Source organism: Streptomyces sp. NBC_01445 (assembly GCF_035918235.1).
Lineage (GTDB): Bacteria > Actinomycetota > Actinomycetes > Streptomycetales > Streptomycetaceae > Streptomyces.
In genome coordinates, this window is sequence record NZ_CP109486.1 from 10,404 (window position 1) to 33,304 (window position 22,901).

Annotated in this window: 19 protein-coding genes and 1 pseudogene; 11 read left to right on the forward strand and 9 right to left on the reverse strand. The window is 69.1% G+C overall.

The window, feature by feature from the left end:
- The first annotated feature begins 223 nt into the window (after positions 1–223).
- From OG574_RS48020 to OG574_RS48030, 3 genes are read left to right on the forward strand one after another with little or no spacing between them, the layout of a single operon-like run.
- Positions 224–700: a hypothetical protein gene (locus OG574_RS48020; protein WP_326771232.1), complete on the forward strand. Its 477-nt coding sequence runs from the start codon at positions 224–226 to the stop codon at positions 698–700.
- Positions 697–2,763, forward strand: a complete 2,067-nt coding sequence (locus tag OG574_RS48025; protein ID WP_326771233.1) for a DEAD/DEAH box helicase family protein — start codon at positions 697–699, stop codon at positions 2,761–2,763. Before OG574_RS48020 ends, OG574_RS48025 begins: the two co-directional genes overlap by 4 nt.
- The gene (locus tag OG574_RS48030; protein ID WP_326771234.1) at positions 2,753–5,476 is read left to right on the forward strand and encodes a TerD family protein; all 2,724 of its coding nucleotides are present in this window, start codon (positions 2,753–2,755) and stop codon (positions 5,474–5,476) included. The genes OG574_RS48025 and OG574_RS48030 overlap by 11 nt, the downstream gene beginning before the upstream one ends.
- A 144-nt stretch (positions 5,477–5,620) precedes the next feature.
- Here OG574_RS48030 and OG574_RS48035 read toward each other — a convergent pair whose 3' ends face one another.
- Positions 5,621–7,258, reverse strand: a complete 1,638-nt coding sequence (locus OG574_RS48035) for a DUF4209 domain-containing protein (RefSeq protein ID WP_442816780.1) — start codon at positions 7,256–7,258, stop codon at positions 5,621–5,623.
- A 71-nt stretch (positions 7,259–7,329) separates the two neighbouring features.
- On the opposite strand from OG574_RS48035, the gene OG574_RS48040 reads away from it, so the two are divergent.
- The gene (locus OG574_RS48040; protein WP_326771236.1) at positions 7,330–7,992 is read left to right on the forward strand and encodes a hypothetical protein; all 663 of its coding nucleotides are present in this window, start codon (positions 7,330–7,332) and stop codon (positions 7,990–7,992) included.
- Positions 7,993–8,311: 319 nt separating this feature from the next.
- Here OG574_RS48040 and OG574_RS48045 read toward each other — a convergent pair whose 3' ends face one another.
- From OG574_RS48045 to OG574_RS48055, 3 genes are all read right to left on the reverse strand, one after another.
- Positions 8,312–8,692 (reverse strand): hypothetical protein, encoded by a 381-nt coding sequence (locus OG574_RS48045; protein ID WP_326771237.1) that lies wholly within the window; start codon positions 8,690–8,692, stop codon positions 8,312–8,314.
- Positions 8,689–8,946, reverse strand: coding sequence for a hypothetical protein (locus tag OG574_RS48050; RefSeq protein WP_326771238.1), 258 nt, complete (start codon positions 8,944–8,946; stop codon positions 8,689–8,691). The genes OG574_RS48045 and OG574_RS48050 overlap by 4 nt, the downstream gene beginning before the upstream one ends.
- 122 nt (positions 8,947–9,068) lie before the next feature.
- On the reverse strand, positions 9,069–9,227 hold the full coding sequence (locus OG574_RS48055) for a hypothetical protein (RefSeq protein ID WP_326771239.1): 159 nt from the start codon (positions 9,225–9,227) through the stop codon (positions 9,069–9,071).
- Between the two features lie 267 nt (positions 9,228–9,494).
- Between OG574_RS48055 and OG574_RS48060 the strand changes: the two genes are divergently transcribed.
- A complete protein-coding gene (locus OG574_RS48060; protein WP_326771240.1) occupies positions 9,495–10,115 on the forward strand; it encodes a class I SAM-dependent methyltransferase in 621 nt (206 codons plus the stop codon).
- Positions 10,116–10,339: 224 nt separating this feature from the next.
- On the opposite strand, the gene OG574_RS48065 is transcribed toward OG574_RS48060, so the two are convergent.
- Complete coding sequence (locus tag OG574_RS48065; protein WP_326771241.1) at positions 10,340–10,984, reverse strand: CBS domain-containing protein; 645 nt, start codon at positions 10,982–10,984, stop codon at positions 10,340–10,342.
- A 418-nt stretch (positions 10,985–11,402) separates the two neighbouring features.
- On the opposite strand from OG574_RS48065, the gene OG574_RS48070 reads away from it, so the two are divergent.
- Together OG574_RS48070 and OG574_RS48075 are read left to right on the forward strand one after the other, a co-directional pair.
- On the forward strand, positions 11,403–14,873 hold the full coding sequence (locus tag OG574_RS48070; protein ID WP_326771242.1) for a DNA polymerase III subunit alpha: 3,471 nt from the start codon (positions 11,403–11,405) through the stop codon (positions 14,871–14,873).
- A gap of 5 nt (positions 14,874–14,878) precedes the next feature.
- Positions 14,879–15,316: a hypothetical protein gene (locus OG574_RS48075; protein WP_326771243.1), complete on the forward strand. Its 438-nt coding sequence runs from the start codon at positions 14,879–14,881 to the stop codon at positions 15,314–15,316.
- A gap of 93 nt (positions 15,317–15,409) precedes the next feature.
- On the opposite strand, the gene OG574_RS48080 is transcribed toward OG574_RS48075, so the two are convergent.
- Entirely contained in the window at positions 15,410–16,348 is a 939-nt protein-coding gene (locus OG574_RS48080) for a LysR family transcriptional regulator (RefSeq protein WP_326771244.1), read from the reverse strand.
- Between the two features lie 188 nt (positions 16,349–16,536).
- Here OG574_RS48080 and OG574_RS48085 point away from each other — a divergent pair, with 188 nt between their 5' ends.
- From OG574_RS48085 to OG574_RS48095, 3 genes are all read left to right on the forward strand, one after another.
- Positions 16,537–17,271 (forward strand): hypothetical protein, encoded by a 735-nt coding sequence (locus OG574_RS48085; protein WP_326771245.1) that lies wholly within the window; start codon positions 16,537–16,539, stop codon positions 17,269–17,271.
- Positions 17,272–17,432: 161 nt separating this feature from the next.
- Positions 17,433–18,659, forward strand: a complete 1,227-nt coding sequence (locus tag OG574_RS48090) for an MFS transporter (RefSeq protein ID WP_326771246.1) — start codon at positions 17,433–17,435, stop codon at positions 18,657–18,659.
- A gap of 161 nt (positions 18,660–18,820) precedes the next feature.
- Positions 18,821–19,315, forward strand: a complete 495-nt coding sequence (locus OG574_RS48095; RefSeq protein WP_326771247.1) for a cupin domain-containing protein — start codon at positions 18,821–18,823, stop codon at positions 19,313–19,315.
- Between the two features lie 148 nt (positions 19,316–19,463).
- On the opposite strand, the pseudogene OG574_RS48100 reads toward OG574_RS48095, so the two are convergent.
- From OG574_RS48100 to OG574_RS48110, 3 genes and pseudogenes are all read right to left on the reverse strand, one after another.
- Positions 19,464–19,622: pseudogene (locus OG574_RS48100) on the reverse strand (transposase); the annotation flags it as partial.
- A gap of 168 nt (positions 19,623–19,790) precedes the next feature.
- Positions 19,791–20,615, reverse strand: a complete 825-nt coding sequence (locus OG574_RS48105; protein ID WP_326771248.1) for an MBL fold metallo-hydrolase — start codon at positions 20,613–20,615, stop codon at positions 19,791–19,793.
- On the reverse strand, positions 20,612–22,063 hold the full coding sequence (locus OG574_RS48110; protein ID WP_326771249.1) for a purine-cytosine permease family protein: 1,452 nt from the start codon (positions 22,061–22,063) through the stop codon (positions 20,612–20,614). Before OG574_RS48110 ends, OG574_RS48105 begins: the two co-directional genes overlap by 4 nt.
- 171 nt (positions 22,064–22,234) lie before the next feature.
- On the opposite strand from OG574_RS48110, the gene OG574_RS48115 reads away from it, so the two are divergent.
- A complete protein-coding gene (locus OG574_RS48115; RefSeq protein ID WP_326771250.1) occupies positions 22,235–22,852 on the forward strand; it encodes a TetR/AcrR family transcriptional regulator in 618 nt (205 codons plus the stop codon).
- Positions 22,853–22,901 lie beyond the last annotated feature (49 nt).

Genomic DNA, 22,901 nt, shown 5'->3' on the forward strand with positions numbered 1-22,901 from the left:
GCCGCTCACAACCGGACGTGGTAGACGTGGGCGTCGTCGTCGGCGGAGGCTCCGAAGTCACGCGCGGCGAGGGCTGGCTCGTGCACGTATGAGGGGGAATATGGGGGCATGGTTTGAGCGCATGGCGGCTATCCCTGGCATCGCCTTTTCCGGGAGCCCGGGGGTCGTGCGTGAGGCGTTGCCGGGGGCGGGAGTTCGTCCGGATGAGTCGTACGGCTCGCCAATGTGGCCGACCTCCGAAGGCAGCACGTCCGCGACACCGGCCAGTCGCCATGTGCCGTTCGAGGCACGCGGCACTGAGCTGATCGCCCGTGTGTGGGAGGCGTTGGAAGTTCCTGGCTCGGCCATGGACTACCACTTCGTTCTGCAGGGTGCGGTGGATCGGCTGTGGAGTGCACGCGGTAGGGAACCGGCGGCACTGGCTGCGCTCGAGGTGTTCGCCTTGCTGGATTTGGAGTTGATGGAGGCTGCCCCGCAGGCGGTGTCCTTCGACGCCCCCGCTGCCCCGAACACATTTGTGCGGGTGTCGTCGGTGCCCCGGTTGATTGGTCTGCTCGAGCGCGAGGGCACCTTCGCGGAGGCGCTTGAGCTGGCGGGGCGGCTGGCCCGTTTCGGGCAGGGCCAGGACGTGGCGGCCCGGCTGAAGGAGAAGGTCCAGGCACTGGCTGCCGAGGCCGCGGCACAGGATGGATCGTCATGAGTGCGGGGCTGGAGCGACTGATCCCGGCTGCCTCCTACTTGGAGGAGGCGTTCTTGCGGTGGGTGCTGACGCCGGCCGTGGACGCATCGGTCGTCTCGCGGGTGCACAGTCAGTATCCGGTCACGGTCGAGGAGCGGAGCTACCGGCTGGACTACCTGATCGCGGGTGAGACGCTGCAGTTGGCCGTCGAGCTGGACGGGTTCGCCTTCCACAGTGACCGGGCCGCGTTCACCTACGACCGGCTGCGGCAGAACGATCTGGCTGCGACCGGCCTGACCGTGCTGCGGTTCTCCTACGATGCGGTGCGCGTGGACACCGCGCGCTGCGTGGCCCAGTTGCAGGCGCTGCTGCGACAGGATCCGCTCCTGGCGCCGCTGGTGAGTGCCGTGCCGCGCGTCGAGGTGCCGGACATGGCCGGCGATCCGATGCGGGCGGCTGATCCGCCCCGCCGATCCGAGCCAATGTCGGGTGGGTCGTATTTTGCCGATGCGCGCACGGGGGTGGACCGGGCACCGTTGCGGTCGTGCCAGGACGAGGCGTTGACTGCGCTCGCGAACTACTACGCCTCCGGCGGCCGGCATGCGGCGACGGTGATGGCGGTCGGGGCCGGCAAGACGGCCCTGGGCGTGGCGGCCGCGTTGTCGTTCAGCAGGAAGCGGGCGTTGGTGGTGACGCCGGGCTCGGTGATCCGCGGCACCTTCGCCAAGGCGCTCGATCCGGGAGTGCCGGGCAATGTGTTGTACGGGCTGGCTGGCGGACCGCTGTTGCCTGGTGTCCGCCCGCCGGCCACGCTCGTCCTGGACGCGGATGACGGGCAGATCAGCCGGGTCAGCCGAGAGCAGCTGCTGGCAGCGGACGTCCTCGTCACGAACTTTCATGCGCTGGGCACCGGCGCGAGTGGCGGGGATCTCCTGGCGAAGCTGGAGCCGGACGACGTCGACTTCATCGTCGTCGATGAGGCGCACATCGCGGCCAGCGCCTCGTATCAGCGGCTGTTCGCGCACTTTGCGGGTGCGCGCACGCTGCTGATGTCGGCGTGCTTTCAGCGCTTGGACGGCAAGCCGATCGACGCCGATGTCGTCTACCGCTATCGGCTGGTGGACTCCGTCGCGGACGGCTCGGCGAAGAACCTGCGGGTGCACCGGTTCGCCCCCGAGGTGGCATCGACGGTGTACGAGGCGGTGTGGCCGGACGGACGGCGCGAGCAGATCGTGGGCCGGGACGCGTTGTTGGCCGCGCTGGGCGATGAGCGGAAAATAGCCCGCATCACCGCTCAGTCCGAGGCCCCGATCCGGCAGGTGATGGCGGTGACGCGGGCGTGTCTTGATGCGCAAGCCAAGCTGTTGGCACCCGTCAAACCCCGGGTGTTGTTCGCGGCGATGGGCCAGGCGCATGCCGAGCAGATCGCGCGGATCGCCGAGGAGTACGGGATTGCCTGCGCCACGCTGCACCACAGCATGCCCGCGTCCACGATCGCCTCCACACGACGTCGGTTCGAGTCCGACGCCGGGGACCTGCAGGGCATCGTGCAGCTGCGGATGCTCGGCCAGGGTTACGACTTTCCGCCGATCACCGTCGTCGTGCCGATCCGCCCCTATGGCAGCTTCGGCGAGTTCTACCAGTTCCTCGGCCGCGGGGTTCGCGTCCTGCGCCACCCGTCAGTGGCCGCCGACCAGCAGTACCTGGACGTGGTCTGCCATGCCGAACTCGGCCTGGAGGAGCACCTGGAGGCCACGTGTTTGGACAACGACATGGACCCCGCTGTGCTCCTGGACGTTCCGCCGATCGACCCCGCCTCCCTGGAAGAGGACCTAGCCAGTCCAGACGGCATGGCACAGGGGGACGGCGGGGGCCCGGGTGGGATGGACGCGTTCGTGCTGTACGAACAAGGACGCGTCGAGCAGCGCGTGGTCCATGAACTGGACCGGGTGGAGGCGCGCAGGGACGAGCGGGAGATGCAGCTGATGGCCCAGCGCTACGCCGTCTATGCGCAGGGCACCGCGTCCCCGGTGCCTTTTGAACAGTTCGTCGAGTACATGCGGAGGCTGACCGGTGGCCAGTAACCCGTCGCGCTGGTGGCAGCAGATGCTGGACAGCAGCCCCGAAGCGGCGCTCGCCCTGGAGCGGGCGGCCGGGATGCAGCAGCGCTTCGCTGAGGTCGATGCGCTGGCAGCCAGGCTGCTGGCCGCAGGGCTGGCCGGAGAACCGATTGCCACCGTCGTCCGCGGCCGGGGGCGCCATGTGCCGGACACCGGCACGGTGACGGCTCTCACCCGAGCCGAAGAAGTCTGCTGCGCCCGCGTATTTGACGTCCAGGAGCAGCAGCGACACGGCGCGTGGTACCTGCCGGAAAGACTGTCGGTGAAGGCGGGGGCGGTCAACCTGCCGCATCTGCTGCGTGAACGCCCGGCCCATGCCCTGACGCTGGCCGCCGATGACACGGCCCGTCTCACCGCGGTGGAGGGCTGGGACACGGTGCTGCTGTGGGCGCTGCTGGTGCCCTTGTTCGAGACGCTGCTCCAGCCGGTGCGGATACGGGCGGCCGGGGAGATCTTCCCGCGTACTGAACAGCAGCGGTCCTGGACGGCCGTGGGGGAGCGTTTCCGGCTGCTGGGTATCGGCAAGGGCCCGCTGGACGCCTTCCGTTTCGGCGGCGGCTGGCACGAATTGGACCGTGCCGGGCAGCAGCGGGCCCGCCTGGATCTGCTGGACACTCTGGCTACCGCTGATCTCGCGCAGTTCGTCGCACATTTCCGGATCCAGCGGTTGCAGGCACTGATGGCTGGATTCGCCAAGAAGGCCAAGACGGGCACCGCCCTGGCCCGCCGGGTACTCACCAAGGAACTCCAGCCCGTCGCCTCAGCGTACTTCGGCGGCGACTGGCTGGCCGTGCTGGACTATCTCCAGGTCCCGCCACACCCGGATGAGGAGATCATCACCGCGCTGCCCGAGCCTCGTCTGTACGTCGGCATGGCCGCCCAGACGGCCGACATGGCGGCCGCGGCGGGAATCGCGGAGGACGAGGCGCATGCGATGCTCGCTGCCTTCCTCGGCGGCAGCACTTCCGTGTCCCCGGTGGAAGAGCGGGCTGCGGCCCTGCGTGACTGGTGGGTGGGGTTCGACCAGGCGCACGCCGTCCAGGCGCGGGGCATGCCGTCGTTGTGGGGGCTGGTCGATCAGGACCTGATGGCGCTGTCCCGCATCGAGAGAGGGTTCACCCCGCAGGCGTACCGGGAGCATCTGCCCGCCGATCTGCGGCAGCGGGTGGAGCGGCTGTGGGAGACAGTGACGCTCCAGCGGCACCCGGGCAGCATCGTCAGCAACCCGCGCCCGCACCAGACCATGGCCGAAGCTCTCGGTCCTGCGGTCGAGTTCTGGCACGGCGTCGGTCTGACCGCCTGGTTCGAGTGCGAAGGCCCCTACTCGCGCACCACGTTGGATCGTGTCGACCGCTACTACAGCAAACCGCTGGCTGCCCTGCGGGCGGCCGGATGCCCCGTCAACACTGAATTCTTCCGTGAGCTGCAGGCGTCCGAACAGTTCCTGGGGCCGGAAAAGGAAATCACCAACAGCGAGAACCGTACGGTCGACACGCCGTACGGTCAGGCGACGTTCACCTCCAGCATGAGTCACGGCACGCGTCGGGAAGGCTTCGAGCGGGTGCGGGACCTCATCACCCGGCACCGGCGTGCCTGGGCCGATCAGTATCTCGCTCCCTTCGTGGAACACCGCTGGCGCTCCGAGTTGGAGGAGGTCGCTCACCAGCACCACCGCGTCGTCGCCGCCAAGGGCCGTCCTCCCACGCTGCCCCAGTTCGCCCGGTTCGCCACCGCGGCAGCCAACCACTGGACGGGCGGCGACCTGGGCGCGCTGTGCACAGCCATCGGCGAGCCGGCGCGGTCCCCACAGCAGCGGCCCACCCGCCTGCTGGCTGAAGACGGCTATGACTTCGCCCGCCGCGTGTACCAGGAGCTCGGGGGCAAGCCTGCCGACCACGACACCTGGGTGAACAACCCGGAGGAAACCCAACGGCAGTGGCAGCTCAGCCGCCTGGCCACCGAGAGCCTGCGCTACCTCCAGCTGCAGGAAGCATTCGGGCGGCCGCCCACCGCCAAGGAGTTCGGCGCCCAACGTCTGACCTGGCCGTGGCCAGGTGAGGAAGCCGAAGGCTGGCCCGTCCTCCAGCACGTTCTCGCCGCGCTCACCTGCCCCGGCCCGTCCCCGGCCGCACCCCGCTCCCCCGCCGCCCCTGCGCCTCCCGCCGGGGAAGGCGGCACGCCGCGCCTGCTGGTGAAGGGAGCCAACGCAGCCCTGCACACCGAGCCGACCACGATTCGCATCGCTGCCGCCGGCGTACCCGTTGACGTGTCCGCTGTCCTCCTGAGCCGCAACGGCAAAGTGCGCAACGACGACGACCTCGTCTTCTACAACCACCCCAGCCACGACGGGGTCCGCGTCGGCGGGGACACCGTCACCGCCGATCTGGGCTCCATCCCTGACGACGTCGCGGCGATCGCCGTCATCGTCAGCATCGACCTCGAGGCACAGCCCACAGCAGTATTCGGCCAGTACACCTTCTGGCAAGCAGGCATCACGCAGCCGTCCGGAGCCCCGCTGTCCTTCGCGCCGGACCCCTTCTCCTCGGGTGAGACCGTCACCATCGTGGTGGAGCTCTATCGCCGTACGACCGGATGGAAGGTTCGCGCAGTCGGACAAGGCTACGACACAGGCCTCGCTGGCCTGGCCACCGACTACGGCATCAACGTCGAAGCCTGACGGCCGGGCAGCCCCGACGAAGTGTCCGCAGCATCCCGCGTGCGGGGAGAACGTGCAGCCGAAGGGCTTCTGCTGAACAGCACTGCTGATTCGCCGCGCCCGTCTCCCCTGTCCCCTTGCCGAGCTCGGTCTGTCTGGGCCCGTTCAGGGGGCGGGCTGGGTGAGGGGCGCAGGGGTTCGATGGCCGTGGGCGTAGCTAAGCAGGTATAGCGCTGCCTGGAGGATGAGTGCGACGCGGTGCTTGGGTGGGCTGTCGATCAATCCGTGGCAGATGTCGTTGCGCAGATTCATCCCGCGGTCGGGATCGGCGAGGAGAAGGTTCAGGGCTCGACTCCAGTCCGCGGGATACCCGGCGTCCGGCATGCTGCGGATGAGGCCGCCCAGTTGCTCGACGGTGCCGGGGGTACGCCCCTGGGACACAGACACGATCGGAACTCGGGGGCGCAGGAGCTGCCGGAGGATCTGCTCGACCTGGGGCAGGGCGACGCACGCTGCCGCGTCGAACTCCCCCAACCAGAAGTACCGGAAGGCGTGGGCCAGGGTCCGTGCCCGCGGCCCGGGCAGGACGGTGTCGTGGGCCAGGGCGCCGATCAGCTCGGCCTCGTCGGGGACGAAGCGTTCTTGAATGCGGTCGAGCTGATCCGCGGCGAGGTGCCCGAGAAAGTCCATCGCGAGGACCTGCAACGCGACGGCATGGTTGTCGTCGGCGTCGACGGGCTGGAAGGTCTGGACAGGCCCCATCGCGTTGATGCGCGTGCGCGGGATTCGCAGCAGACGTTCCAGTAGGTGCGCATCATCGGCGTGCTCGCGCATCGCCGGATGGACGTCGTGGGCGGTTCGCCACAGGGCGTCCCGCAGGTCTACAGCGCCGTCGATGTGTGCTCGCATCCCGGCGGACAGTCCCCGCGGAGGGGTGAGCACCCGACGGAACCGAGACCATTCCAGGGAGCCCGGGTCGGTCTGTTGCAGGGCCAACTCGGCACGTACCCGCAGCTCAGACAGTCCCCAATTCCGTGCTTCGGTCGCGGCCCGGGTCAGCAGCTGATGACGACGGAAACCGACGTTGACGTCGGCATCGGCGGCGTCAAGCAGGGCGCTGACGATCTGGGTTTCAATGTCCGTTCGGCGGGGCCCGGATGCGACCTCCTGCCGCAGCAGCTTGAGAAAGCCGACACGGGCGTGCACATCGCTGGCGTAGCGGCGTGCAGCGCGTTCCGCGAAGTCCGTGATGTCATCCCCCTGATCGCGTAGTTCTTCCAGGAGGCCGTTCACGATCCTCGGCTCGTCCTCGGGGCTGTCCAGGACGCGTTCGACCAGGGCAACCATGTCCTTTGTGACGCGCTGCTTCAGATCCTTCTGGTTGAAGGTCCGGGCGAGGTCTCGGGCCCAGCTCAGGCACTCGGTGGGGCATAGCAGCCCGGGAAACCGCTCGGGGGCGGCGAGCAGAAGCGCTGCCGCGTCCAGGTACCCGACGGCCGCGCTGCGGGCGCGATCATGCTTACGGCCGTGTCCTCGGTCCAACAGCAGATGATGAAGGCGGGCCCGGACCAACGGGGTACTCACGGCATCGGCGAAAACGCTCCAGATCTCCAACTGTTCGGCCGTGAACTCGGCCTGGCTCGTGGAGCGTTCCTTGGAGCCCTGTGCCTTCCCGGTCCACGGTGGCTGGAGTCTCAGGGCAGCGAGCAGTGCATCGCGCTGCTGTGTCCAGGAGTGAGTAGGAGACTTCCCCCGCCGGGGGAGTTTGGAAATACTCCCACCACTGGCATTCCCTTCCCTCAAGAAGGTCGGTCTGCGTCTTCATGCGCCACCATCCCCAGCATCTCCTAAGGCCCCCCACCACCCATCCGCGCATGCGCTGGTACGGAAAGCGGCATCTGCTCATACCCGCCGCACTCGTGCTTGGGCTGATGACGGGCTCGTGCGGAGTGGACAGCGAGCAGGACAAGGCAGCCAAGCTCGAGCCGACGGCATCCGCTGCGGCCACGGCCAGCCCCGCTCCGACCGCAACCGTGACAACCAATGCAATACCCAAGATCATCGACTGGACAGGCAAGACCCTCGATGAGGCCGTCACAGCGCAAAACGCGACAGGCTACGACGTCCATCAGACCGACAAGCATCCTGCGGAGGGCGGGCGCGCGCTACCCGACAGGGTTTCCACCTGGACCGTGTGCGCCACCTCCCCGCAGGCAGGCAAGCCGTTCAAGGACGAACAGCACAAGCTGATCGTGTGGCTGACCGCCCCACACAGCGAATGCCCGGACACGATCAGTAAGGAAGAGAGCAAGGCTCCCGCCCCCCGCCCCAAGCCCACGCCGGAGCCGACCGAGACGAGTAGCAGCGGGGGAAGCTCAAGCGGATCCTCCAGCGGCGGTACGAGTACTCAGCGCGGCGTGCACCCCGGCGCGTTCTGCTCCCCGCCCGGAGCCATGGGCTACACATCCGCCGGGACCCTCATGACCTGCGCCACCACCCCCAACAGCCCCGACCGGGCCCGCTGGCACGCCGCCTGAACGCCACCGCCGGTGAGGTCGCGGGTGTGGTGGCGCCAGTCGTCATGTGGGTCGCGGTAAGGGTGGACAGACCTGCTCGCTGAGACAGGAATCCTCATCACCGTCGCTCGCGCGCCATCCCTCCAACCCCAAGTCGACGACCACGAAAGCCCGTTACCGGCCCGTGGGTAGGCCGCCGTTCGCATCCCGAGTCGACTGGAACCTATTCGGCCGCTGGCACGGCGAACTGACGCCTCGGTTTCGCCTCAGGCTTGAGCCCGACCAGGCGCGGGGCACGCTGTACGTCCGCTCCGACGGACCGGCCGGTCTCGGCAAGCTCTCAGGGAGTCAGGTCCAAGGTCCGGACTGACTGGCCTTCCCACCGCTTCGGCGAAGTTGTCGCGATGATGGCGCCATCCGGCCTGTCCACGGTCGGCTGCGCCGCGTACTGGGCATGAGCGACGCCCCAGGTCTCATGCCGGGCCACCGCAAGGGCTGCAGGCAGATCGAGGTCGAGGACCGTGACACCGGGCAGCGCAGCAATGTGTTCGGCCGTGCCCGGCCTGCTGCGATCGGCTTCGACCAGGACGCACGCCGGCGCGTACAGGAACCAGTCGGGCTCGGCATGCGCACGGTGGATCAGGCGGGAAGCCAGGACGTTGCCCTGGCCTGCGGCGGAGACCGCGGTCTCGTCCAGGACGATGTGCATGGCCTGGCTCACCGGCCGGTCACCTGCGCCAGGCGCCGGTCCAGCTCACCGTCGAGATCCCGCTCCTCGGCGACGGTCGGCGCATAGCCGCTCCACTCCTCGAGGGCGGCCCGTGCCTGTTCGGCGCGCTCGGCCCGCTCCTGCGGCGTCAGCAGCGTCTCGGCCAGGCGCGCCAGGTAGGCCCGCAGCGACAGGCCCTCGCTGGCCGCGATCGCCGCGAGGCGGTCCTTGGCTTCCTCGGGGATACGGACATTGGCATCAGGCATCGTTCCGCTCCTTCCCACACTGCCAGCATACGGGTACGTACCCGTACCCGTATGCTGATCGCCTCCCGCAGTCGCCCTGGAGCGACCCCACCGGTGCGCGGACGGCGCGGCTCAGAAGCAGGTCAGCGTGCGAGTGTGACCTTGACTGGTGCGTTGGGGCAGCGGGTCGCGTTCTCGACGAGAACCTCTTCTTCGGACGGGTCGATGGCGAGCTGCCAGCGGACCTTCATAGCGATCGAGTCGGCGATGTACTCGCACCGGTCGCCTTCGAACGGTGGCATCCACGTGGACGGGTCCTGGTCTGCCTTCGACCGGTTCGTCTTCGCAGAGACCGCAATCAGCGAGCGGTCATCACCGAGATATTGCTGGTGTTCGCGTCGGGGCGTGGCCAGGGGGTCACGTCGACGGCGAGCACGATGCCGCCGCCGGGACCGCGCGGGAGGTCACGCAGCGCGAAGGACCAGTGCGAGGTCGAGGCTGCTCTGAAGAAGGCTGTGCGATATCCCGAGCCTGGCGCCGAAGCGGCCTGAAGACGCAGCCTTGCCTCAGTGCGTGTGGTGATCGGTCCTGATGCGCTTCTAGGAAGGGGACGACGGGTGAATGCCGGCGTGCAGCACTGGGAGGACTGGTTCGCCGCCGGCGACGGGTTCCTACGCCCAGGTGCGGGCGAGATGAGCCTCCTTACCAGGCACCTGCCACCTGCAGCCGGGGCGCGGGCTCTGGATGTGGGGTGCGGGCTGGGCGGATACGCCGCGGAACTGGCCCAAGTCGGGTACACAACCCTCGCCGTGGACTGGGCGGTCTCCTCAGTTGCCGCCGTCCGCGATCGCTACGAGGGTCTGGAGCCGAATCTCGAGGCTCGCCAGGTCGATTTCGAGGATGCCAAGGCCGTCGCTGAGCTGCCTCGGGACAGCTTCGACGTGGTGACGATGCGGTTGGTGTACGCATTCATGAACGACAGGCCGGCCGTCGCCGGGCGGGTGCGCCGTTTGCTCCGGCCCGGCGGGGTGTGGGTGGTGACGACCCCGCTCGCGAATCGCCTCCCGGCCGATCGAGCGCACATCGCCCTGGCCGGCCAGGACATCGGCGGTCTCCTGGCGGGGTGGGACAGCGGTGCCTGGTACGACCTGGAGCCCGGCGGTCTGCGCTGTTTCATCCTTCAGAAATGACCTGGACAAGAGGGTTCCTCGGCCGCCGACGGTCGAGGAACCCTCTCTACTGCAGGCTCGCGTCTTGGCGACTTGGGCCATGCCCGTTAGGTCGCCCGCTGGGGTGGCGCGCTCCGCAATCGCGGGCGTGACCTCCAGCGGGAAGAAGCCCAGGGAGCCGGTAGATCTGCTCCGCGGCGTGAGCCGAAGCCGAGCATCGCTCGCAGGTAACCCCAAACCCTGACCTAGCCCGCCCCGGCGGCGGCGAGGTGGGCGTCCACGGCGACGACGCCGTCGACGCCCTGGCAGAGGCCCACGACCACCGGGCCGAGACGCGGTTCCGGGACGTGACCGCGCAGGGTGACGACCCCGTCCCGGACCTCGACTGCGACGGTGCCCTCGTCCAGGCCGAGGATGCGCCCCAGGACGTCCTGCTCCACCTCGCCGCGGATCTCGGCGTCGGAGCGGATGAAGGCGTCGAGCAGATCGCTACGGCTGACGATGCCGATGAGGAGCCCGTCGTCGCCGACCACCGGCAGCTGCTTGACGTGCCGACTGCGGAGTTCTCGAGCGGCCAGAGGGATCGTCCAGTCGGCGTGGGCGGTGAAGACGGGGCTGCTCATGAGCGCGCCCGCGGTCCGAGCCCGGGCCTTGCCCCAGGCGCCCTCATCGCTCCCGTCCTGCCCCTGCGGATCGGGCATTCCGGTCTCGTGCCGCAGCACATCGGACGCGGACACGACGCCGACGAGAGCGCCGTCGTCGTCGACGACCGGGGCCGCGACGATGTCGTTCGCATCCAGCAGGCCGACGACGTCCTGGACCGAGGTGTCGGGGTGGAGGGTGACGACATCCCCGGTCATCACGTCACCGACGGTGCGGCGGTGCAGCATGGCGTCGGCCTCCTCTGTTTGCGACGGGGCTGCCCCGGTCGGACCACCCGGGCGGACTGCGCGCGGAGCTCCGGCCTCCGAGGCCCTGCCGGATCGTCAACGCGTCTTCTCTACCCATGACAGCACCCCGCCGCTCCAGCGGCCAGTGGCGTTTGACCTGGCGAGGAGAGCAGCGGCCCCCACGGCCAGAGTGCCTCCGAGCGCGCGGTAGGTGCTGGCACATCGACGCCATGTCCGCGTCCGTCTGGAGTTGAGCGTTGCAGTTGGCCGAGCGCGCCAACTAGGGCACTCGGCCACAGCAACGACACAGTGGGACACGCGGGACCCAGGACTCGTGTTGTTCGATTTTTGTTCGATACATTGGTGACAGAACAAGTCATGCGACTTGAATCGGTGCTCGTGTGATCGGAGGTGCAACGTGACGGCCTCCGGGTTCTCTCACCTGCACGTCGCCTCCGGGTACTCGGCCCGGTACGGTGCCTCGCTCCCCCACGACTTGGTCCGCCGGGCCGCCGAGCGCGGCCTCACCACGCTCGCGCTGACCGACCGCGACACAGTCGCCGGGACGGTGCGGTTCGCCAAGGCCGCGGCCGCCGCCGGTGTGCGCCCGATCTTCGGCGTGGACCTCGCCGTTGCTCCCGCCGCTGAGCCCGACCCTGCTGTGGGACGGCGCCGTACGCCGGTGCGTGGCGGTGCGCATGTGGTGGAGGCGCGGTGGCGGGTGACGCTGCTGGCGCAGGACGTGGGCGGGTGGGCCCGGCTGTGCCGGATCGTGTCGGCCGCGCATGCCGCGCCCGTGGACGGGGTGCCGGTGGCGGCCTGGCCGGTGCTTCAGGAGCACCTCGGTGAGGGTCTGGTGGTGTTGCTCGGTCCTGCGTCGGAGCCGGTGGCTGCGCTGATGGCGGGGCGGCAGGATCTGGCTGAGCGGCTGCTCGCGCAGTGGCGGACGATCGCCGGGCCGGGCCTGCGGTTGGAGACGGTCTACCTGGGCCGGTCGGGGACCGGGGCGGGGTCGTTGCGGTTGGCGGCGCGGACCGTGCAACTCGGTGACGACCTCAGCGTGCCGGTGGTCGTCTCGAACTCGGTGCGGTACGCCGATCCCGCCCAGCACCGCCTGGCGGATGTGCTGGATGCTGCCCGTCTGCTGCGTCCGATCGACCGGCGTCACGTCGACAGCGGTGAGGGGTGGCTCAAGAGTGGCGGTGAGATGGCGGCGGTCGCGGCGCGGATCGCCGAGGCCGCGGGCCATGGCCCCGAGCGGGCGGCCGCGCTGCTCGCCGAGACCGAGGCGACGGCGGCCTCCTGCACGTTGAGCGCACAGGATTTGGGGATGGGGCGGCCGCACTTTCCCGAGCCGCACGTGGTGGGCGCCGACCGGGTTCGGGGCGGGGCGATGCGGCTGCTGCGTCAGCGCTGCGAGGCCGGGATGGTTGCCCGCGGTCTGGACTCGGATGTGGCCGCGGTGCGGCAGCTGGACTATGAGCTCGATGTCATCGGCCGGCTCGGTTTCGAGGGCTATTTCCTTGCTGTGGCCCAGGTGGTCGCGGACGTGCGGGCGATGGGTGTCCGGGTCGCCGCGCGCGGCTCGGGCGCCGGGTCCATGGTCAACCACTCTCTGTTCGTGGCGACGGCGAATCCGCTGACTCACCGCCTGCTGTTCGAGCGGTTCCTCTCCGAGCGGCGCACGTCGCTGCCGGACATCGACCTCGATGTGGAGTCCGCGCGACGGCTCGAGGTGTACGACAAGATCATTGAGCGGTTCGGGCTCGATCGGGTTGCGGTCACCGGCATGCCCGAGACCTACCGCGCCCGCCACGCCCTCAGAGATACCGGGCTCGCCCTCGGTATCGCCCCGCAGACCGTCGACATGATCGCCAAAAGCTTTCCGCACATCCGGGCCTGTGACATCCGCTCCGCCCTCGCCGAGCTGCCCGAACTGCGCCAGCTCGCCGCCCGCGCAGATGAGTTCGGACCGTTGTGGGAGCTGGCCGAGGGTCTCGACGCGCTCGTGCGCGGCTATGCCATGCACCCGTGCGGAGTGATCATCTCGAATGTGTCCCTGCTGGACCGGCTGCCGGTGCAACCGACCCCGGGCGGCGACTATCCGATGCTGCAGGCCGACAAGGAGGACGTCGAGGACCTGGGGCTCCTCAAACTCGACGTGCTCGGCGTGCGGATGCAGTCCGCGATGGCACACGCCGTCGACGAGATCCTCCGCACCACCGGCAGACTCCTCGACCTCGACAACCCCGACCACGTCCCCCTCGACGACCAGGCCACGTTCGAGATGATCCGCCGCAGCGACACCCTGGGCTGCTTCCAGATCGAATCCCCCGGCCAGATGGACCTGGTCGGACGTCTGCAGCCGCGACACATGCAGGACGTCATCGCCGACATCAGCCTGTTCCGGCCCGGCCCGGTCAAGGGCGGCATGCCCGCGAAGTTCATCGCCGCCCGGCACGGCGCCGCACCGCACTACCCCCACCCCGACCTTCAGCCGATCCTGAACGACACCTACGGCGTCGTGATCTGGCACGAACAGATCATCGCGATCCTCGCGAAGATGACCGGCTGCGACCGTGCCGCCGGCGACGTCGCCCGCCGCGCCCTCGCCGACCCCGAGCGCCTGCCCGCCGTGGAGCAGTGGTTCAAGAAGGCAGCCACCGAGCGCGACTACTCCGACTCGGTCGTCGACGAAGTCTGGGACGTCATCAAGGAGTTCGGGGCCTACGGGTTCTGCCGGGCCCATGCCGTCGCGTTCGCGGTGCCAGCCGTGCAGTCCGCGTGGCTCAAGGCGCACCATCCAGCCGCTCTGTATGCGGGGCTGCTGGAGCACGATCCGGGCATGTGGCCGATGCGGGTGATCGTCGCCGACGCCCGCCGCCACGGCGTGCCCATCCTGCCGGTCGATGTGAGCCGCTCTCAGGTGGCGCACCGGGTCGAGGCCACGGACCGGGGATGGGGGGTGCGGCTCGCGCTATCCACGGTGAAGGGAATCAGTGACGCGGAGTCGGCCCGGATAGCCGCCCACCAGCCCTACACCTCCCTGCAGGACTTCTGGCAGCGGGCCAGACCCTCTCTGCCGATCGCCGAGCGGCTCATCCAGATCGGCGCCCTCGACGAGGTCAAGGGCGCGCTGACGCGGCGGGACCTGCTGCTCCAGGCCGGCGAGCTGCACCGGCATGCCCGCAACCGGGCCACTGCCGACGGGCAACTCGCGCTCGGTGGCGACCTGGTGAGCGCGGAGCCGAGCGGCCTGAAGGAAATGTCGAGCCGGGAGCGGATGAGCGCCGAGCTGGACGTCTTGTCGATCGACGTCTCCCAGCATCTGATGGAGCACCACTACCGGTTGCTGCGTGAGCTCGGCGCCACTGATGCCGCCCACCTCCAGCGCATGGTCCCCGGGCAGAAGGTCCTTGTCGCGGGCGTGCGCGCCTCTACCCAGACCCCGCCCATCCCTTCGGGGAAACGGATCATCTTCGTGACGCTGGAGGACGGGGCTGGGCTCGTCGACCTCGCTTTCTTCGAGGACACTCACGCCGACTGCGCGCACACGATCTTCCACTCGGGGCTGCTCCTCGTCCGCGGCACCGTGGAGGCCCGTGGCCCGCGCCGCACCGTGGTCGGCGAGATGGCGTGGGACCTCGAAACAGTCGCGGCCGCGCGCCGTGATCACGGCCCGCAGGCCGCCCTCGACCTCCTCGGCCACACCACACCGGCACCGACGCCGGCCCAGTCGGACGCCTCCCCCGCTCCCGCGTCCGCAAGGACTCTCGCCGACGGGACCGCCGGCTCGGAACTGCATCCGTGGGCCGATCTCCAGCCCGCCGGGAGCCGCTCCGCAGACCTGCGCCGCCTGGGCCACCGCTCCCCCGGATCCGCAGGATGAGCACCGTGCCGGCGCCCGAGCCCCTGCGCGAGGCAGAACCGCAACGAGTCCGTCGCGGCCGCCCCCGGCAGGTCCTGCGGGTTCATTTCCATCTCGACCAGTTCCAGGACCCGGACCTGCTGTTCGAGCAACTCCTCCTGCTCGTCGAAGACATCACGCCGGTGCATCAGCCCTACCCTCAAGATCACAGCGTCGATCTGGACATCACTGGCGCGCTGAGGCTGTTCGACCGTTCACCCCACGAACTGGCCCAGCTCTTGCAGCTACGGGCGATCGCGCTGTTCGGCGTGCGTGCCACCGTGGGCGGCGGGCCCTCCCGAATCCGACGGGTTCGCAGAATCCAGAGGGGCGCCTGCGGCGAACCCGCCGGGCTCTCCGTCCTGGGGACCGCAGCGGCCGCAAGTTCCCTGCCTGCACGGTCCCTGGGGGCGCTCGGTGATTGATGTGCACGACTCGGATACGCGCGTGCCTGTGGATCACGGGCTGCGGGACCGGCGGTTGCTTCGTTCGGGGGCAGGCGTCTTCATGACCGGGCCTCATGCACCGGCGCCCGTGGTGGCGGCGTTCGGGCCGCTGGGTTGACTGCACGTCACCACGGCCCGGCGCAGCCAGCGGTGCGCCGGATCGCCTGCCCGCCGGATGTGCCATGCCTGCTGGTAGGCGGGTCGGGGAAGCTCCAGGGGCGGAGTGAACTTCCGCAGTGTCTTGTACCGGCGCATTGGCCCCACCGCCCGGCTGGCAATGGTCAGCAGGAGGTCGGTGCCTGGAAGCAGGTCGGCTGCCGCGCTCCAGTGGGGCAGTGTCACGGCCAGATGCCGCCGTAGTCCGCGTGCCGCCAGCGCTTTCTCGATCTCATCGTTCGCATCGGGTCGCAGGGTTAGCGAGATGTGCGGACGCTCCAGCCACTCCTCGAACGACAGCCCTCCCTTTGCGGGGAGGACCGCCTTGTCCGCCAGGCATACGAATTCCTCCCGGTAGAGGTCCTGGATCTCGATGTCGTCGGGCAGGTGGGGAAAGATTCCCAGCGCGAGATCGAGTTCGCCGTCCTGGAGCTGCGCCAGCATCGCCTCCCGGCTGGCCTGACTGATCGCAAGGTCGAGGCCGGGAGCATGGCGGCGAACATGCCGCACCAGCGGGGGCAGCACGATGTGCGCCGCGTAGTCCGACATCGAGATCCTAAAGCGCCTGCGGGTGCGCGCGGGCTCGAAGTCGGAGGCACTGAGCAGGTCGTTCAAGCTGGTCAGGGCGTCTTCGAGTGGCTGTACCAGCGCCTGGGCGCGTGCCGTGAGGGCCATGCGGCCGCCGTGCCGCACCAGCAGGGGGTCGCCGAAGTATGTCCGCAGCTGCCCCAGGGTGTGGCTGACGGCCGGCTGGCTCTTGTGCAGCCGCACTGCCGCGCGGGTGACGTGCTTCTCGGTCAGCAAGGCGTGCAGCGTCACCAGCTGGTTGACGTCGATCCGCTGGAGTTCATCCATGGGGCGAATAGTAGAGATGCGCAGGAAGTATTTCCATAAACGAGTCTGATGGCGGATGGTCGGAAGTGTCGCGGCGCTAACCCCTTAGGAGAGGCGTCGATGACGGCGGATTCCGGCCGCTCCTGACCGTAAGGGGGCAGGGCGGCGGTTCCCGCGGCCGTCAACCGCTACTCACCTCAGGACTGGAAATGACCAAGGCAGATCTCACGCTCTCCTACATCGACGGACGGCCGTCCACGATCGGCATCGACGCCGTCAACGAGGTGCTGCGCACCGTGGGCGTCCACGCCAGCCAGACTCCCGTTCCCGATCAGGCTCTCCCGATCCTGGAGGTGTCCAAGACCCGGGCGCTTTCGGAGGACGAGCAGGCCGAGCTGATCTCGATGTTCAGCCTGCACCGCAGCGACCTGCTGGCGCACATCCAGCTCGCCGGCCGCACGCCCGAGGCCCCTGACGGCGGCCACCTGAACACGTCCGAGCACGGGGTCGCTCCGTACCCGAAGGTCTACGACATGCAGGCCATGGACGACGACGCCAAGCACTTTGTGCAGGCGCGCTTCGGCCGCCTCCACGTCAACACCACCGACGACGGCGTCGGCATCGACGAGATTATGACCGTGGTGTCCGGCGGCCCGATGACGTGGTTCTACCGGCTCCCCGACGGCGTTGTCGTCAAGCTCTCCGTGCCCGCCGTGGAGACCGGCGACTTGGCCTGGCGCGTCAGCTACCCCGGCAAGCGTCCTCACGGCGCGTTCCTGGACGCCGAGCACGGCCTGATCGTGGCATACGCCCACGGTCCCGAGAAGTTCGTCATGCGCTACGAGGCCCCGAGCGCCGAGGGCGCAGACGCGCTGGGCACCAACCCGTGGATCGACTTCGACGGCGACGCGCCTCGGATGCTGGACGACGTGACCGCGAGCTGACCGCCTACGAGGTGAACAGGCCGGCCATGGCCCTCGCGCCCAGCTGGCCGTTCGCCTCACGCTCCCTCTGGAACCCCAGGCCGCCACCACCGGACAAACCGGGTAGTCCCGCCCCATCCCTCCTCCCCTCCATCCCACTGTCCACCAGCACAGGAAGAGTCATGTCCACCACGACCGGACCGGCCACCACGCACACCCACGCCTCCGTGAACGAACCCACCCGCCGCGTCCCCGTCCTCTGGCTGGCGCTGCTCGCCACTCCGGTCGCCGCCGCCAACAACGCCGCCGTCCTGATCCTCGGCGACATGAGCCGCTCCCTCGGCATCACCAAGGCCACCGCGTCGTGGCTGGTCACCGTGTTCGCGCTGACGCTGGCCGTCGCGACCCCGCTGATCGCGACCTTGGTGCGTCGGCGTGGCACACGCTCTGCGCTGTGGACCAGCGCGGCCTTCGTCGTCGCCGGCACCGCGCTCGTGACCGTCTCGCCGTGGCTGCCGCTCACCCTCGTCGGCCGGGCCGGACAGGCCGCGGGCGGCGCAGGCATGATGGCCATTGCCATGAATCTCGCTGGCACCGCCCGCCGCATGGGCGTCATCAGCGCCGGCTCCGGGATCCTCGGAGGCGTCGGCCCGCTGCTCGGCGAACGCCTCACCAGTGCGGTCTCCTGGCGGGCGGCCCTGAGCATCTTGATCATCACGCTCCTGGCCGTCCCCGCCGTCAGCCGACACACCACCAAGGCGCCCCCCACGGCCGAGGGCCGCTTCGATGCCCGCGGCGCCGTGTTGCTCGCGATCCTGTCCAGCGGCATCGTCCTGCTGCCGTCGAACCCGCTGCCCGCCCTGGCCGTGGCGGCCGTCACCGCCGCCCTCCTGGCCCTGCACATACGGCGCCGCCCGCACGGCTACGTCCCCCAGGCCGCGCTGCGATCCCGGCTCTTCCGCGGCTCGGTGCTGATCGCCGTCGCCCTGTCCGTTCTCTACTTCACGTTGCTGTTCGGGATCCCTCAGCTGATCACCGACCGGGCCGACTGGTCGACCGGATCGGTCGCGGTCGGCCAGATGACCGCCATGATCGCCGGGTCCGTGCTCACCCTCGCCTTCGCCGCCGTCTCCACGCGCCTGGGCCGGAGCACGGTACGAGCACTCCTGCTCGCGGTCGGAGCGCTCGCCGCCGCGGCGGCCGTCTTCGCCCACAGCGCGATCGTCCTGTTCCTCGCGATCGGCCTGGCCGTCTTCACCGCGACCGGCGCCAACGCCACCCAGTCCATGGCCGCCGCCTCCGCCGTCCCCGAACGCCAGCGTCCCACCGCCATCGGCCTGTTCCAACTCGCCTACCTCATGGGCGGAGCCCTCGGTCCGGCCCTGGCAGCCATGCTCATCCTCAGCTGAGTGACCGGCCGCACCACGGACCGGGCGAGTCACCACGTCCATTCGGCCCAGCCCGCCCACCTGCGACAACGCCGCAGATGGGCGTGTCACTGCCCTCACCCAACCGCTGTGTCTGAAGAATCCCGTCGCGGCGTCAAACCGCCCTCACGAAAGGAACCATCGTGTCGTACCCCGACCCTCGCTACCTCAACGACAACGGCGAGATCAGCGCGAAGTACCGACCCTCGGCCGAGGAGCCCGACACCGGCTTCATCGGCGCCACCAACATCAGCTACGTGGCCACCGAGGAGACGACCGGGGGCGAGTACGGCCTGTACAAGGTCGACATGGGACCGAAGACCATGGGCGCCAAAGAGCACTTCCACCGGGCGATCTCGGAGTCGTTCTACGTGCTCTCCGGCGAGGTCCAGTTCTACAACGGCGAACGCTGGATCAAGGGCGGGGAGGGAGACTTCCTCTACGTGCCCGCCGGTGGCCTGCATGCCTTCCAGAACGACTCCGATGAGCCGCTGTCCATGATGATGATCTTCTCGCCGGGTGCGCCGCGCGAGGAGTACTTCGAGAAGGCCGCAGAGTACGCGGAACGCGGCCGCGAAGAAGCCAAGGCCTTCCAGATGCGACACGACACCTACTTCACGGACATGCTTGACGCCTAGACGCACCCCGCCGCGAGGGCCCGCCAGATCACTGGCGGGCCCTCGCGGCGGCCGGGTCCTGGTCGCACAGCAGGGCGAAGTCCACGTCCAGCTTCGTCTCGTACGCCTCGGGCTGGATGCCGAGCTCATGCGTGCTGTACTCGCCGAACTCACGGACCAGGCGGCGGAGAAGCCCGTTGAGCTGGTCGAAGACACCGTCCTTCTGCCAGTCGGCGAAGTATCCGTACACCGTCTCCCATGGTGCGAAGTCGTGCGGCAACTACCGCCAGGGGATGCCGGTGCGGTCGACGTAGAGGACGGCGTCCATCTGACCTTCCCCTCGTAGCGTAGAGGCCGTGACTGCAGGGGAAGTTGGGAGTCGTGGCTGATGTGCAGAGCGGTGAGGGGCGGGGGTGTTGATGGCCCCGGGGGGCGGTGGCGTTGCCGTGGATGTCTTCGAGTCCGGCTCCGGCCGGAGGGTTTCCCGACTGCGCCGTCACGCCATGTCCTGGGTGACGCGGTGTGAGGCGATGTATGCGGCGGCGAGTTCGCGTAGGCGTACGCCGTCGAAGGACGGGCCGTGGCCGGGGTGAACCACACGGACGGGGAGTTCCAGCAGCCGGGTCATGGTGGCTATGTATGCGCATGGGTCGGCGCCGTGGATGTCGTCGAGCAGTCGGTCGTCGTAGACGACGTCGCCGGAGAAGAGCGTCTGTGTCTCCGGCTCATACAGGGCGATGCTGCCGGGGCTGTGGCCGGGCAGGTGGAGCACGGTGAGGTCGCGGTCGCCGAGGCCGATGGTGTCGCTCTCGGCCAGAAGCCGACTTACCCGGGTCGGGCGCAGCCGGTAGCTCCCCGGGTCGTAGTCCTCGTGTGGGAGAGCCGAGATCAGCAGGTGCGGCACGTTCGGGGTGTCGGTTGCCGCCATGCCGAGTTCGTCGAAGAGGGCGGCGGAGGCCAGGGCTCCGGGTGGTGGGGTCTCGACGGCCTCGGCCTGGTGTGCGCGGCAGTCGGCGAACTCGTGGGCGCCGCCCATGTGATCGAGGTGTCCATGGGTGATCACGACGATGGGTTCGTCGGCGAACAGCTGCGGGAACGCCGGGCGCAGTGGTGCCACGCCCAGGCCGGTGTCGATGAGGAGGCTGCGGTCTCGGCCCCGGATGTACCAGGTGTTGGCCTGCAGGAAGGGGTGCACGTGTGGTTCGTGGATCAGGGTGATGGCGTCGTCGATCCGTGTGGTGGTGAACCAGGTCTCGGCGACAGGCAGTTGGGGGGAGGACGCTGGTGTGGCGGGGGTGCCGTGCGGGGGCTGGGGAGTCACGGGCGGGCCGTCTCCCGGTTCTTTCCGAGCAGGCGGTAGACGGCGGCGGCGGTGAGCGGGCCGAGCAGCGCCGACAGGTCGAGACCGCCCAGAGCACTGGTGCCCGGCCCCACGAAGAGCGTGGTGTCGACGAACAGGAGCGCTACGACGGTGCCGGTGACCAGCGCGATGATGCCGGCGGGGCGGTAGCCGCGTCGGTACCAGAACGGGGCGCCCGGCTGCTCCTGGTGCAGTGCGAGGCCGTCGTAGCGGTTGCGTCGCAGGACGATGTCGGTGGCGTAGATGGCCAGCAGCGGGCCCAGGAAGGTGACGGTCAGGGCCAGGATGTTGTTGAGGGACGTCAGGAAACTCGGGGAGAGCAGAGCGTAGGCACACAAGGCGCCGCCGAGGACCGCGTCGATGAGCACGGAGCGGGAGCGGCTCATGCGTACGCCGATGGCCTGCAGGGACAGCCCCGAGGAGTAGGTGGTCATGACGTTGTTGGCGACCGAGCTGACGACGATGACCGCGAGGAAGATGGCGTAGAACCAGCCGGGGACGATGGCGCGCATCGCGTTCTGTGGGTCGCTCATGTCGACCGCGGTCCCGGCGAGGATGCCGATGCCGCCCATCACCACGGAGGGCAGGAAGCCGCCGGCGGCCGTGCTGAGGGCCACCTTCCATTTGCTGACGTCGCGGGGCAGGTAACGGGCGTAGTCGGCGCCGTTCGACCAGGACAGCGGTGCGGAGGCGATGAGGGCGAAGCCGATCAGAGCGGCTGCGAACAGGTCGTGGCCGTGCAGTGCGGTGAAGTGGGCCGGGTGGAGGCTTGCGTGCTGCGTCACGAAGCCCCCCAGGAGCAGTCCGCAGGCGCCGAGGAGCACGCAGAACAGCACGCTGAAGCGGACGATCGTGGCGTGCCCGTACAGGCTGAGGGCGAACGCCGCGACGCCGATCATCACGGTGAGCGCGACCTTGATCCACACGGCGGGATGGAGACCGACCGAGTCGAGGAGCGAGAAGCTGGCCAGGGCGCCGAGGGCGAGGTTGATGCCCTCGTAGGTGACGGCGACCAGCCACTGGAGGGCGGCGCCGAAGATCCGGTTGCCCCGGATCCCGAACACGGCACGGGTGACGACTTGACTCGGTGCGCCCGAGGCGGGACCGCTGACGGCGAGGAACCCGACCAGTCCCCAGAACAGGCTGCCGAGGAACAGCACGGCGAACGCCTGGGCGACGCTCAGGCCCAGGACCGACAGCGAGCCGCCGAGCAGGATGTAGAGGTAGCCGACGTTGGACGACAGCCACACCGGGAACAGCTCGAAGGGGCGCCCGTGGCGCTCATCCTCGGGGACGTGGTCGATGCCGCGGGTCTCGACCTTGCCAAATGCGTCCTGGGGGGCCGATCCATCGACCTGGGCGGATGGCGTGGGTGGTACTTCTGTCCGTGTGTCTCCTGAAGCGGGCATCACGACACCTCCATGTTGAACAGATGCTCAACTGCGTATTGAGCAGGTATTCAACAGGGGGGTGTGAGGGGCGTCAAGACTCACGTCTGCCTGTGTTGGCGGTGGCCGCCGCGTGGTCACGCCTCGACCCGGGCGTTCTGCGTTGAGCGAGCGGTCAATAGACTGTCCGGCATGCCGAAGAAGGTCAGCCGCCGATCCCCCGAGGAGCGCCGCCAAGAGATCATCGAGGCAGCCCTGTCACTGGCCGACACCGTAGGTCTCGACCGGATCACGTCCCGGGACGTGGCCCAAGTACTGGGCGTGACCTCCGGGTTGATCCATCACTACTTCCCCACGGTCGACGACCTGGTCGTCGCCGCCTTCGCCCAGACCACTGCCGCGCACAACGACCGCGACCGCCAAGCCCTGCATGAACTGCCTCCCGCCGAGGCGCTCGCCGCGCTCGTGGGCAGGATGCTGGGCCTGGGGACGGAGCAGGCCCGCATCTGGATGAGCGCCTGGGTCGCCGCCCCGCGCCGACCGGAACTCGCGGCCGAAGTGGACCGGCGCATGCTCGACGGACTCGACGTCCTGACGGAGATCCTCCGGCTCGGCCGGGCAGCGGGCGCCTTCCAGATGGCCGACCCGAAGGCCAGTGCCCTGCGCATCCTCGTCCTCGTCGACGGGGTCCTGGTCCAGACATCCATGCGGGGCGACGCCCCGTACGGCGATGTCCATTCCCTTGTCTGGGACACCGTGGAACGCGAGGTCGGCATGCCCAACGGAAGCCTGCGATCCGCGCCTGCATGACCCGGCAACACCGCCTCGCCCAGCCCCCGCAAGCCGAAGTACAAGGTCA

Excerpts from the sequence above, each read along its gene's own strand:
- OG574_RS48025 (WP_326771233.1), top strand. The coding sequence starts at position 697 with ATGAGTGCGGGGCTGGAGCGACTGATCCCGGCTGCCTCCTACTTGGAG.
- OG574_RS48085 (WP_326771245.1), top strand. The coding sequence starts at position 16,537 with ATGACCAAGGCAGATCTCACGCTCTCCTACATCGACGGACGGCCGTCC.
- OG574_RS48065 (WP_326771241.1), bottom strand. The coding sequence starts at position 10,984 with ATGCTGCACCGCCGCACCGTCGGTGACGTGATGACCGGGGATGTCGTC.
- OG574_RS48080 (WP_326771244.1), bottom strand. The coding sequence starts at position 16,348 with ATGGATGAACTCCAGCGGATCGACGTCAACCAGCTGGTGACGCTGCAC.
- OG574_RS48090 (WP_326771246.1), top strand. The coding sequence starts at position 17,433 with ATGTCCACCACGACCGGACCGGCCACCACGCACACCCACGCCTCCGTG.
- OG574_RS48040 (WP_326771236.1), top strand. The coding sequence starts at position 7,330 with ATGCGCTGGTACGGAAAGCGGCATCTGCTCATACCCGCCGCACTCGTG.
- OG574_RS48115 (WP_326771250.1), top strand. The coding sequence starts at position 22,235 with ATGCCGAAGAAGGTCAGCCGCCGATCCCCCGAGGAGCGCCGCCAAGAG.
- OG574_RS48020 (WP_326771232.1), top strand. The coding sequence starts at position 224 with ATGTGGCCGACCTCCGAAGGCAGCACGTCCGCGACACCGGCCAGTCGC.
- OG574_RS48055 (WP_326771239.1), bottom strand. The coding sequence starts at position 9,227 with ATGCCACCGTTCGAAGGCGACCGGTGCGAGTACATCGCCGACTCGATC.
- OG574_RS48050 (WP_326771238.1), bottom strand. The coding sequence starts at position 8,946 with ATGCCTGATGCCAATGTCCGTATCCCCGAGGAAGCCAAGGACCGCCTC.
- OG574_RS48110 (WP_326771249.1), bottom strand. The coding sequence starts at position 22,063 with ATGCCCGCTTCAGGAGACACACGGACAGAAGTACCACCCACGCCATCC.